The sequence below is a fragment of the Phormidium sp. FACHB-1136 genome (genome assembly GCF_014697375.1).
GTDB lineage: Bacteria > Cyanobacteriota > Cyanobacteriia > Phormidesmidales > Phormidesmidaceae > Nodosilinea.
On sequence record NZ_JACJRS010000136.1, the window covers coordinates 1 to 10,821 of the forward strand.

Genomic DNA, 10,821 nt, shown 5'->3' on the forward strand with positions numbered 1-10,821 from the left:
CTGGAGGCCCTTCAACAGCGGGTTGACCAAGAACTCGCCCGTCTGACGCCAGAACAAGTGCAGTCCATCACGGGCTATGACTTCATTCTCGATGCCCTACTCCAAGCTGAATTCCAGAAATCAGCCTAAATTATGCTCAACTTCATTTTTTATTGGTATAACGCCCGATATCGGTGGTAGGATACACCCAAGCTAGGGGTGTCCGAGATATCGGACTGAGATCATACCCTCAGAACCTGACCTGGTTGATACCAGCGGAGGGAAGCGTTGCTTGAGGTCATCAGATCGCAACGACGAAGGCAGATTATGTCTGGTCTAGGGCTGGGCATCGGTGGTGACTCCTTGGCGGTTGGCTGAGGGTTATCCTTGGGTTCAATGGCAGACAATTCCGGTGCCGTGATGGCCTAATTGTCATCGCTGAAATAGCACTTTCATCGTTTGCCGCCCCCTCATTGCTGCACGTTGTTGAGATTCAACCTTTTCTGTCGTACCTATCTCCTCTAGCGCTGCATCTTTCATAGAGGTTCACCATGAGAACGGAATGGATTGCCAAGCGCCAGGGTCACGCCAATGTGTCCCAAATGCACTATGCTCGCCAGGGCATGATCACCGAGGAAATGGCCTACGTGGCGAAGCGGGAAAACCTGCCGGAGGGTCTGATTCGCGATGAGGTGGCGCGGGGGCGGATGATTATTCCCGCCAACATCAACCACCCCAATTTGGAGCCGATGGCGATTGGCATTGCCTCGAAGTGTAAAGTAAACGCCAACATTGGAGCCTCGCCCAATTCGTCGGATATCAACGAAGAAGTGGCTAAGCTGCATCTCGCCGTCAAATACGGGGCCGATACGCTGATGGATCTCTCCACCGGGGGCGGCGATTTGGATGCCATCCGCACCGCCATTATCAACGCTTCGCCCATCCCCATCGGCACGGTGCCCGTGTACCAAGCCCTAGAAAGCGTCCACGGCACCATTGAAAACCTGACCGCCGATGACTTTTTGCACATCATCGAAAAGCACGCCCAGCAGGGGGTGGATTACCAAACCATCCACGCTGGCATTTTGATCGAACACCTGCCCCTGGTGCGGGATCGGATTACGGGCATCGTCTCTCGCGGCGGCGGCATCCTGGCCCGCTGGATGCTGCACCACCATAAGCAAAACCCGCTGTATACCCACTTCGACGACATTATCGAAATCTTTAAGCGCTACGATGTGTCCTTCAGCCTGGGCGACTCCCTGCGTCCCGGCTGTTTGCACGATGCCACCGATGCCGCCCAACTGGCCGAACTGAAGACCCTCGGCGACCTCACCCGCCGCGCCTGGGCACACGATGTCCAGGTGATGGTGGAAGGCCCCGGCCATGTGCCCATGGATCAGATCGACTACAACGTCAAAAAGCAGATGGACGAATGCTCCGAAGCGCCCTTCTACGTCCTCGGCCCCCTGGTGACGGACATCGCCGCTGGCTATGACCACATCAGTTCCGCCATTGGTGCCGCCCTGGCTGGCTGGAGCGGTGCCGCTATGCTCTGCTACGTGACCCCCAAGGAACACCTGGGCCTGCCCAATGCCGAAGACGTGCGCCAGGGCTTGATCGCCTACAAGATTGCCGCCCACGCCGCCGACATTGCCCGCCATCGTCCCGGTGCCAGGGAGCGGGATGACCAAATGTCCCACGCCCGCTACAACTTCGACTGGAACAAACAGTTCGATCTGTCCCTCGACCCCGAACGGGCTAAGGAATACCACGACGAAACCCTGCCCGCCGACATCTACAAAACCGCCGAGTTTTGCTCCATGTGTGGCCCCAAATTCTGCCCCATGCAGACCAAGGTGGATGCCGATGCTTTGACCGAACTGGAGAAGTTCCTAGCTAAGGAAGTCGCCAGCGTGTAGGCCGTAGGCTCGATGTTCCCAGGGTTCTGGCGGGATCAAGACCCATGGGGGTGTTGTCACTACCGAAATCCTGGGGACTGATACTCAATCCGGCTTACTTACCCACGGTATCAGCGTTTGATGGCAATCAGCGCTGGTATGGAGGGATTCTGGCAAATTCGGCATCGAGCCTTGAGAGAAAGCGTTCGGCCTGCTGAAGCCCAGTTTGATCGGCAATGTAGTCGGCAATCACCCCGGCCATGGCCATGGGATTCACAACGCGCCCGATCTCAATGGCCGAATTGCTCAATTCCAGGGGCTTTGAAGTCCTCCTTCGCATGAGGATCTATCCCCTATCCCACCTTGGCATTTAGGGCTTGGCGGGCCAACCGCGTCACATATAGCGTCACGGCTACGGTGGCCACAAAGCCAATCAGGCGAATGGCCCACTGGGCCACGGGGTTGGCGGCGGTGGTTTCGGTGCCCAATCGGGCTAAATCGCCAGCCAGGGAACCCAGGTAGACATACATGAGGGTGCCGGGAATCATCCCGACCGAGGCAAGGGCATAGTTTTTCAGGGAAACCCCCGTGAGGCCAAAGGCGTAGTTCAGCAAATTGAAGGGAAACACCGGGGAAAGCCGGGTGAGCAGCACAATTTTGAAGCCCTCTTCGGCTACGGCTTGATCAATGGCGCTGAAGCTAGGCTTGCCCTCAATTTTGCGGCTGACCCAGTCGCGGGCCAGGTAGCGCCCCACCAAAAAGGCGGCAATCGCCCCCAGGGTGGCCCCCACAAACACATAGACCGACCCCATGACCACGCCAAAGATCACCCCTGCCCCCAGGGTGAGAATTGACCCAGGTAGGAAAGCTACCGTTGCCATGATGTAAATGGCGATAAAGGCTAAGCCTCCCACCACGCCCAGGCTATCGATCCAACCTAGGGCACCCAGCAGCCAAGCTTGGGGATGAAACCCGCCCCCTTGGGGCAGGGCTAGGGCTATCGTCAGGATCCATGCCATGCTACTTAAACCCAACCCAACCATTGGTTTAGATCCCCCAGAAGAACTCTGATCTATCCCATCATGGCACCCTGGGATTAGATTAAACTCATTTGGCTGCCGGGGGCGGGGGGGCCTTCATCGTAGCCCAGGTGGCGGCGAGCCGCAGCGGTCACCACTCGGCCTCGGGGGGTGCGTTGCAGGTAGCCGATCTGCATGAGGTAGGGTTCGTAGACCTCTTCAATGGTTTGGGAATCTTCCCCAGTGGCAGCGGCCATGGTGTCCAACCCCACAGGCCCACCGCCAAAATTTTCAATCATCACCGACATCAGCCGCCGATCCGTCCAGTCTAGGCCACAGGGATCGACGTTGAACAGTTCTAGCGCCTCAGCGGCCATGGCTTCGGTGATTGGGCCTTTGGCCTTCACTTCCATATAGTCGCGTACCCGGCGCAGGAGGCGGTTGGCAATGCGGGGGGTGCCCCTGGCACGGCGGGCAATTTCAGCGGCTCCGGCGGTTTCGATGGGGGTGCTCAATACATCGGCGGTGCGTTGCACAATTTGGGTCAGTTCGTCGATGTCGTAGAACCGGAGCCGTTGAATGAGGCCAAAACGATCCCGCAGTGGAGAGGTGAGCGCCCCTACTCGCGTGGTGGCTCCAACGAGGGTAAAGGCACAGAGGGGAATGCTACGGGTGCGGGCCGACTGCCCCTTGCCAATCGTGATGTCGAGGCGGGCATCCTCCATGGCGGGATACAGAATTTCCTCGGTCACCCTGGGTAGGCGATGGATTTCGTCGATGAACAGCACATCCCCTGGTTTGAGGTTGACCAAGAGTCCGGCAATGTCGCGGGGACGTTCGAGGGCGGGGGCGGTGGTGATTTTGCATTCCACCCCCATTTCCTGGGCCAAAATCAACGCCATGGTGGTTTTACCCAATCCCGGCGGGCCATAGAGCAGCAGGTGATCCAGCGGCTCCTGGCGAGACTTGGCCGCTTTGATGGCAATGTCTAGCACCTCCTTCAGGGCCGATTGACCAATGTAGTCCTGCAACCGCTGGGGTCGGAGCCGCTCCTCTGGGGCCGTGGCCTCGCTGCCCTGGGTGGCCCCTCCCTTCACCAAGGAAGAGTCGTTGGGATGATCCGTCGATGATAAATCAGCCGTGGTTCTAGCTGTTGGTTCACCCGTTAACGGGGGGGCTGCTGTATTCGCTGGTTCCGCAGCAAGTATCGGCAGGGACGGCTGCACCACCCCATCCACCGTCGTTGGGGGTGCTTCAGTGGACGACGGAGTAGATGAGGTGGTTTCGGTTTTCGCCCTAGCCTTGCCCCGACGCGACCCCTGGGCCGCTGAATGGGTTGGGTTGGCAGGATCGGGCTGGTGAGAGGAAACAATGGCCATGGAAAACCCACTCGCAGCGGTTCCCCTATCATACGTTGGGGCGAAAGTTTGGTGCACATGCACTATAACTATCCCCGCCACCGTACCTTCCCCGCCCTGCCAGGGGGGCTTAGGGCGTTGGGTCAGGCACACTATCTTTGGGGTTCCTATCGGCCCATCTGTAGGAGCAGGACAGCCAGCAATAGTGTGCCGATGGCCCCTGTTAGCATTTGCAGCACATCCGACAGCCCAGACCGAGCGGTGCGGCTGAGATCCTTCTCAAAGTCGCAGTTCAGGCAGTGGTACACCGTTGGTTTATACTCCACCACCGTGTATTTGCCACAACAGGGGCAGTATAGGCCGGGGGGGTGAAAGGGAGAGACCGTCATAGGTTGCACCAAGGGTAGGAGGGGTAGATAGACCTGCTCCAGGGCAATTAGGTAAGTCATCAAGACGCACTAGAGCAATCGATAGTTGCGGATATCCCCTAGCATGACTGCCCCCATCAACCCTGACGAGGGGAGAAACTTCTGAAAAAGTCAGGTCTGAGTTCAGGACTTGGCTCGATATCACGACGCGGACTCCAAGACCCGTTCCACCGAGGACACGGCCACCGAGGACACGGCTACCCAGAACGTTGCTAAACTCGTCCTAATACCAAATCCGAATTCAATAACCCCGGTTCCCAGCCTAGCAAACCCTAGGGGCGAGGTCTCTTCGCCCGCTGATACCGGGGACAAACGAGCCGGATTGAGTATAAGAACTTCCCTAAGAATTTCCCTAAAACCGAGGGAAACTGCGAATCGTTAGCCCATTTAGGGCATATTGCAAATGGAGCCTCCATGGAGATCGATCCCGTCGCGCCGAGATGGGGTCTGATCCGGGGGCCATTGGCAATCGCCCCGGCTGGCAAAGGAGAGTCCCCATGGTATCCACAACACTACAAGAGCTAATCCAACGGTATTACCAGGCTGGGGCGCGAGATCTGCATGGGCTAGACTTGCAGGGCTTGGACTTGAGGGGTGCCCACTTGGCCGATGTGGATATTCGGCGGGCCAACCTCAGCAAGGCCAACCTCAGCAAGGCCGATCTCACCCACATCAACGGCTACCAATCGGTACTCACCCACAGCGACCTGCGCGAAGCCTCCCTGGCCGAGGCGGTGCTGATTGAGGCCGACCTGCGCCGCACCCAATGCCACCGAGCCACCCTGGTCAATGCGGATCTCCGCAAAGCCACCCTGGCCCACAGCGACCTCAGCCATGCCAACCTGGAGGGAGCCAACCTCAGCGATACCGACCTCAGCCACACCAACCTCTACTGGGCTAACCTGCGCCACGCCAACCTGCGAGGGGCCAACCTCAACGGATCCGACCTCACAGGCGTGAAATGGCATGAAACCGTGATGCCCGACGGCACCCTGCGCAACAGTCTCTAACGGCTCCCTAATCCTGCCCATCCTCGCCCAACCGGGGGGATAACCGGGAATATTCTCCATCGACGGCCTGTTCATGAACATAACCACACAATCTCGATCAGTGTCCTCAGCAACAGACTAGGATGGGCGTAGGGGGTAATATCCATGCGTTTATCAAACTACGAAGCTGATTTTTTTAACCGCCTTAAAAACGTCCGCCTTTCGGCCAGGGATCACTCCGAAATCCGGCTCCGGTCGCCTGCCTTAGCCGATGCCCTCGCAGAATATCAACAAAAACATAGTCCCTCCCGCCCGGTCGTTTCCGATCTCAGAAACATCCTGCCAGAACTGCACCCCAACCAAATCCGGCAGCAGCAGCAGATCGAATCCCTTCACCGCCTCGGCTATGCCATGGACTTGGAAGGACTGAAGGCCAACAACCCTTGGGTATCCCAGAACACTCCAGCCATGCTGATCATCGAGCAAATGCGCCCCGATTGGGCCGTCGTGCTCAGGGATTTGGCGAGAAAGCGCCTGAACCGCAACAACACCAGCACCGACTAGGAGGACAAGGGGCGATCACGGGCCACGGCATCGACGTTCACGCCCCATGATTCGGGCTGGTGGCCACCCCGGTAGGTGCTAGGTATTGAGTACACCTTGAGGCCACGGAGCCCAGGGCTGGCCTTAACTAGAGTAGCCACAACTTAGCTGTAACCGTTGATATACAAAAAACGGGCCATGCTGGGCTCGAACCAGCGACCGACCGCTTAGAAGGCGGTTGCTCTATCCACTGAGCTAATGGCCCCTAGATTTTGGGACGAAACGATAGGGCGAATGCTTACTCATTTTAAGCGAGGACGCCCAGTCTCTTGCAGCGCTTCCGCAAAATCCGCGAGAATTGTATGCTTCTTCGGCGGCTGGGGTAGCCTAACTATAGACCCAGGGACACCCACGGAGACAGCATGATGCTATCTCGCTAAGGGCCGCTACAATAAGGCATCCAGATATGGATGACCTTTTTTGCGGTTATCCCAGGGCAGTACTCAGGGTGGATCATTGACAGTTACAGGTTTTTTCAGGCTTTGTGCTGCCATCTACCGCCGCCTACTGCAAGGTCTTTTCCTCTCGCCAGACACCAGCAGGCCACGATATGTTTATCCTCAAGCGGCAGGATGTTGACATCAAGACGATGCAATATCCCGGTAAAGATCAGCCGATTCCCATTCTGACCTATCAAGGGCAAACCTTTCGGCTGCTGAGTGTGTTTAACGCTTCCCAGGAAGAGGATGCCCGTGCCCTCTGGCGGGATCTCACCGATAACCGGGGCAAAGCCTGTGTGTTGCTGGAGGAACCGGAGCGCTTCAGCATTTGGGGCAAAATTCGGCTTGACCAACCGGATGAGGAGGATGGCCATGGCGGTGGAGCGGCGGTGGCAGCGGCCAGCCCCGTCTACATCAAGGCTTGTCTGATCTTGGTGCAGGTGTTGTATATGGATGTGGAGGACTTGCTGGGGCCAAAGCAGGCGCGTCAGTTTGAGTCGCAAATTAGTACCGTGTTTACCCAGTGGAAATTTCCCCAAACCGGGACTCCCCAGGCGGTTAAGCAACTGCTGACGGTGGATCCGCTGGCCATGTCCTCCCTGCCACCCTGGGCAGAACATCACCTCCATCGTCTGCTAGAAGCGACCCACCACATGGGTAGAAATTTCTTTGGCAACAACACCTTTGCGGCCCGATGCTTAGAAGCGATAGAGGATTTGCCGAAGGCTGAGCAACAGGAATTTCGGAACTGGCTCAAAAATTCCCCTACGGGCAAGGTGTGGATCTAAGGGGGGCGATGCCATTAAAAAGTGTTGCGTTTCCCTCCAGATTGAAAAAATAATCAGCTGCCCCCGATTTTTTTGCCTTGAAGTCGCTACAATTCAGGCGTTCAGGGGTGTCGCTAACTTCAATCCAAACGGGTGCAACGGCGAGGCCACTGATCACTGTGTTGTGTCGTCACCCCAGGAGCGTACCGTTGAGCCAGCCATCAACTCCTTCCTCCAAATCCCTCCTCTCAACCCCGGTGCTCATGGGGGCGGGCATTGCCTGGGGTGTCTTCAGTCTTCTCTTCTCGCTGTTGTTTGTTCCCTCCGGTGGCAATGAACCAGCGGCATGGTTTGTGTTGGGGATTAGCCTCCTAGAAACGGGGGCTTTTCTCATTGCCGCGCTGCTTTGTTTTCGCAATTGGCGCAGTCCCCAAATCGTCAGTGGGCGTACGGTTTGGTTTTGGATTGGCCTGGGGCTGTTGATGTATGTCTTCGGCAATGTGTTCTTCTTCCTGTGGGGCAATGCCTGGGGGTTAGACCCAGCGGTTTCCTTTGGCGACTTTTTCTACATCCTCAGCTATGTGTTTCTCTCGGTTGGGATGTTCCAGGCGGTGCTGCCTCGGCGGCTTAACCTAGAGCTATCCCAATGGCTAATCGTGATGGGGATTGGCCTCGCCGGGATTTTGCTCTCTGTGTTTGTTAGCCTGCAAGCCGCCAACGCTGAACTCCTACCCCTGGAGGCCACCCCTTCAGCCCCTAGCACGTATCTCCTGGCCCAGGCTCCCACGCCCCCGGTTGCGGCTCCGGCTCCCGTTGATCCGGCCCCGGTCGCGGCTCCGGTGGTCGAAGCGCCGTCCTCCGCCCCTGGTTGGGCGATGGCCATTGATGACCTCCTAAAACCCTTTGCGGATATTGTGAAATTCCTCTACCTGGTTTGGGACATTGTGCTGCTAATTATTGCGGGTACCCTGCTGGTGGCCTTTTGGGGCGGGCGATTTTCCCAGTCCTGGAAACTGATTGCGGTGGCGGCGTTCTTTCTCTACATCGCGGATATGTTCTTCCTCTATGCCGGGAGCACCGATACCTACCTGGAAGGCAGCGCCGTGTGGGAGGTGTTTTGGACCCTGGCGGCGGTCTTTTTCTGGCTGGGGGCCGTGGTGGAACACGCGGTTTCTGTAAATTCTCGCCGTAGTTCTCGCCGCCGAAGGGGGTAGCGCGGCTTAAGATATTAAATGGCATGATTGCGAGAATCCATCTATGGCACCCAAAAAGCTAACCGAGGCCGACAAAGTCGCTATTTTGGGGCTATATCGCCAACCGGAAGAAACCACCTCCACCTTGGCGGAACGCTACGGGGTGAGCAATAGCACCATTAGCCGCATGCTGAAGGCCAGTCTGCCCGAAACAGAGTACAAAAATCTGATTCAGCAGAAGCGAGGATCGGGGGATCGCGATCCGGGGTCTTTAGAGATCGCCACTGCGCCCCCCGCCATCTCTGATGTTGTGGCCCCCGCCGCCGAAGGTTCTCCCAGCCAACCAGACGTGGCTAAGGCTCCACCCATTCTGAAGAAGCGGGTTGTCACCCCTCAGTCTGAGCCTGCGTCTGAACCTGCCGTGGAGTCTTCCGCTCTGCCCGCAGCCCCGACGGCCCAGGACAACCCATCGGATGCTCCAGCGGATTCCCAGCCTAGCCAGGGTAGCTCTCGGCGGCGACGTGCTCGTTCTCGCCAGGACGATAGCGACCCCGCTGAGGCTACCCAACTCGCCCTCGCCACCGATGGGCCAAATGAGGATTTGAGCGAACCCTCCCCTGATCCCGTCCGTAGCTCCCCTCCAGGGCCAATTAAGCCCATGAGTAAGAAGGCCGCTGCCGTCGCCAAGGCCGATGATCCCAGCGACCATGAGGATTGGGAAGACACCACCACCGCCCTAGATGACGACTACGGTGAAGAGGAAGAGGACGACGAAGAGGATGACGCCTGGGACGGAGATACGTCGGATCTGACCCCCCACCTAGAGGCGGTTGAAATCAACCCCCTCACCCCCAGCGATATCCCCCCCCAGTGCTATCTGGTGGTGGAGCGAGTGTCGTCAGAACTGGTGGTGCTGCCGCTCAAGAGCTTTGCCAGCCTGGGCCAAATCCCTGAAGAAGAGGGCGACCATCGCACCCTGCCTGTGTTTGACAACCATCGTGTGGCACGGCGCTTTTCCCGTCGCAACCAACGGGTGATCAAAGTTCCCGATGGCAACCTGTTGCAAACGACGCGCCCCTACCTCCAGGCCAAGGGCATCACCCGCCTGTTAATCGATGGCCATGTGTTTGCCCTAGAGGATAAACGCGAAGAAGTCGCTGAAGTCGCCCCCTAGAGCGTTGCGCCTGGGTGACTTCAGCAACGCCTATCCTAAATCCGGCTTGCTTACCCACGGTATCAGCAGGCGAGGAGGCCATCCCCCTTCTCCCTGAAGGAGAAGCAGGGTGGTTTCATACCAATAAAGAAAAAATGTAATGGATCCGGTTGGCCCAATCTCTGAGGGCTTGGGGCACGGTTCGCCAGCCTTGTCGTCGGGCCAGGGTAATGGCAAAGGTGTTGAAAATACTCCAGGTGACGGGGGCATGGCCGCCCCGGCGGGGTGGGTAATCCTCCTCAAAGGTGACATCTTTGACCCAGTGCAAGCCGTTCTCAATCTGCCAATGCTGTTGACTGACGTGGAGGAGGTCAGTGGCCGTCCAGGGGGCACTGTCGAGGTAGTAGACCGTTTTGGAAAAGGGTTTCTGGTCGCGTTCGCCGCAGCGGTGAACCACCCCGACCCAGGCGAGACCGGGCCACTGGGCCTGTAAGGCCGGGGTGGGTGGGAAGACCTGGGCCTGTCGTTGAACCGAGCGACCATGGGAGGTATCCACCTCGGTGGCCTCGTCCTGCGGGGGGACGGTGGTGGCGATGCCCTCAAGGGCGGCGTGGGCGTGGGGGCGATTGCCTTTGACGGGCAGCAGATAGTGCTGATGGGCGGTCACGATGGTTTCAACCTTAGCGGGTGACAAGGGAGTTCAATATCAATCTGGACAAGGCTTTGAGAGAATGTCAGGGACGAAAAAATAGGGGGCTTTGGCAGCCCCCCTAAGCAAATGATATTACCTACATTCTACCAAACGACCCTCCAAGCTCATCTCAAGACCCAGCAGTATTTGACGCTGCAACTGTTGTTATATTTGTTACAAGTCCATCGCCAGGTAAAGCTGTCGGTGTTGGCCAGTGTCTTTCCCCAACCGATTCAGTATTCGAGTCGCAAACGAAACTTGCAGCGGTTTTTAATCTTGCCCCAATTGAGTGTGAAGCTG

12 protein-coding genes, 1 tRNA gene, 1 pseudogene and 1 riboswitch are annotated in these 10,821 nt (G+C 57.6%); of the genes and pseudogenes, 7 read left to right on the top strand and 7 right to left on the bottom strand.

What is annotated here, in order from left to right; all coding sequences use genetic code 11:
• Window positions 1–184: 184 nt before the first annotated feature.
• A riboswitch (TPP riboswitch) is annotated at window positions 185–280 on the top strand.
• A 250-nt stretch (window positions 281–530) separates the two neighbouring features.
• Window positions 531–1,901, top strand: a complete 1,371-nt coding sequence (gene thiC / locus H6G62_RS24220) for a phosphomethylpyrimidine synthase (protein ID WP_190499994.1) — start codon at window positions 531–533, stop codon at window positions 1,899–1,901.
• Window positions 1,902–2,028: 127 nt separating this feature from the next.
• Here the strand turns inward: thiC and H6G62_RS24225 are convergent, their stop codons facing one another.
• The 4 genes from H6G62_RS24225 to H6G62_RS24240 form a co-directional block, all read right to left on the bottom strand.
• Complete coding sequence (locus H6G62_RS24225; protein ID WP_190500017.1) at window positions 2,029–2,190, bottom strand: hypothetical protein; 162 nt, start codon at window positions 2,188–2,190, stop codon at window positions 2,029–2,031.
• 43 nt (window positions 2,191–2,233) lie between these two features.
• Entirely contained in the window at window positions 2,234–2,899 is a 666-nt protein-coding gene (locus H6G62_RS24230; protein WP_242052258.1) for a TVP38/TMEM64 family protein, read from the bottom strand.
• Window positions 2,900–2,976: 77 nt separating this feature from the next.
• Window positions 2,977–4,278, bottom strand: coding sequence for a Holliday junction branch migration DNA helicase RuvB (gene ruvB / locus H6G62_RS24235; protein ID WP_199325213.1), 1,302 nt, complete (start codon window positions 4,276–4,278; stop codon window positions 2,977–2,979).
• A gap of 146 nt (window positions 4,279–4,424) precedes the next feature.
• Window positions 4,425–4,706 carry a hypothetical protein gene (locus H6G62_RS24240; RefSeq protein WP_190499997.1) on the bottom strand — a complete coding sequence of 94 codons (282 nt, stop codon included), beginning with the start codon at window positions 4,704–4,706 and terminating at the stop codon, window positions 4,425–4,427.
• 476 nt (window positions 4,707–5,182) lie between these two features.
• Between H6G62_RS24240 and H6G62_RS24245 the strand changes: the two genes are divergently transcribed.
• Both H6G62_RS24245 and H6G62_RS24250 read left to right on the top strand, forming a co-directional pair.
• On the top strand, window positions 5,183–5,695 hold the full coding sequence (locus tag H6G62_RS24245) for a pentapeptide repeat-containing protein (protein WP_190499999.1): 513 nt from the start codon (window positions 5,183–5,185) through the stop codon (window positions 5,693–5,695).
• 144 nt (window positions 5,696–5,839) lie between these two features.
• Entirely contained in the window at window positions 5,840–6,238 is a 399-nt protein-coding gene (locus H6G62_RS24250) for a hypothetical protein (protein ID WP_190500002.1), read from the top strand.
• Here H6G62_RS24250 and H6G62_RS24255 read toward each other — a convergent pair.
• Both H6G62_RS24255 and H6G62_RS24260 read right to left on the bottom strand, forming a co-directional pair.
• Window positions 6,235–6,378, bottom strand: coding sequence for a hypothetical protein (locus H6G62_RS24255; protein WP_190500004.1), 144 nt, complete (start codon window positions 6,376–6,378; stop codon window positions 6,235–6,237). The genes H6G62_RS24250 and H6G62_RS24255 overlap by 4 nt on opposite strands.
• A 31-nt stretch (window positions 6,379–6,409) precedes the next feature.
• A tRNA-Arg gene (locus H6G62_RS24260) sits at window positions 6,410–6,482 on the bottom strand.
• Window positions 6,483–6,827: 345 nt separating this feature from the next.
• Here H6G62_RS24260 and H6G62_RS24265 point away from each other — a divergent pair.
• From H6G62_RS24265 to H6G62_RS24275, 3 genes are all read left to right on the top strand, one after another.
• On the top strand, window positions 6,828–7,505 hold the full coding sequence (locus tag H6G62_RS24265; protein WP_190500012.1) for an Npun_F0813 family protein: 678 nt from the start codon (window positions 6,828–6,830) through the stop codon (window positions 7,503–7,505).
• A gap of 188 nt (window positions 7,506–7,693) precedes the next feature.
• Window positions 7,694–8,698: a hypothetical protein gene (locus H6G62_RS24270; protein WP_199325214.1), complete on the top strand. Its 1,005-nt coding sequence runs from the start codon at window positions 7,694–7,696 to the stop codon at window positions 8,696–8,698.
• A gap of 43 nt (window positions 8,699–8,741) precedes the next feature.
• Window positions 8,742–9,851 carry a MarR family winged helix-turn-helix transcriptional regulator gene (locus tag H6G62_RS24275; protein WP_190500006.1) on the top strand — a complete coding sequence of 370 codons (1,110 nt, stop codon included), beginning with the start codon at window positions 8,742–8,744 and terminating at the stop codon, window positions 9,849–9,851.
• 115 nt (window positions 9,852–9,966) lie between these two features.
• Here H6G62_RS24275 and H6G62_RS24280 read toward each other — a convergent pair whose 3' ends face one another.
• Window positions 9,967–10,524 (bottom strand): ISAs1 family transposase, encoded by a 558-nt coding sequence (locus tag H6G62_RS24280; protein ID WP_242052259.1) that lies wholly within the window; start codon window positions 10,522–10,524, stop codon window positions 9,967–9,969.
• 87 nt (window positions 10,525–10,611) lie between these two features.
• Here H6G62_RS24280 and H6G62_RS24285 point away from each other — a divergent pair.
• Window positions 10,612–10,821: pseudogene (locus H6G62_RS24285) on the top strand (IS4 family transposase); the annotation flags it as partial.

Bases quoted from the DNA above. Each gene is read 5' to 3' on its own strand.
- thiC (WP_190499994.1), top strand. From the start codon at position 531: ATGAGAACGGAATGGATTGCCAAGCGCCAGGGTCACGCCAATGTGTCC.
- H6G62_RS24230 (WP_242052258.1), bottom strand. From the start codon at position 2,899: ATGGCATGGATCCTGACGATAGCCCTAGCCCTGCCCCAAGGGGGCGGG.
- ruvB (WP_199325213.1), bottom strand. From the start codon at position 4,278: ATGGCCATTGTTTCCTCTCACCAGCCCGATCCTGCCAACCCAACCCAT.
- H6G62_RS24240 (WP_190499997.1), bottom strand. From the start codon at position 4,706: ATGACTTACCTAATTGCCCTGGAGCAGGTCTATCTACCCCTCCTACCC.
- H6G62_RS24245 (WP_190499999.1), top strand. From the start codon at position 5,183: ATGGTATCCACAACACTACAAGAGCTAATCCAACGGTATTACCAGGCT.
- H6G62_RS24250 (WP_190500002.1), top strand. From the start codon at position 5,840: ATGCGTTTATCAAACTACGAAGCTGATTTTTTTAACCGCCTTAAAAAC.
- H6G62_RS24265 (WP_190500012.1), top strand. From the start codon at position 6,828: ATGTTTATCCTCAAGCGGCAGGATGTTGACATCAAGACGATGCAATAT.
- H6G62_RS24275 (WP_190500006.1), top strand. From the start codon at position 8,742: ATGGCACCCAAAAAGCTAACCGAGGCCGACAAAGTCGCTATTTTGGGG.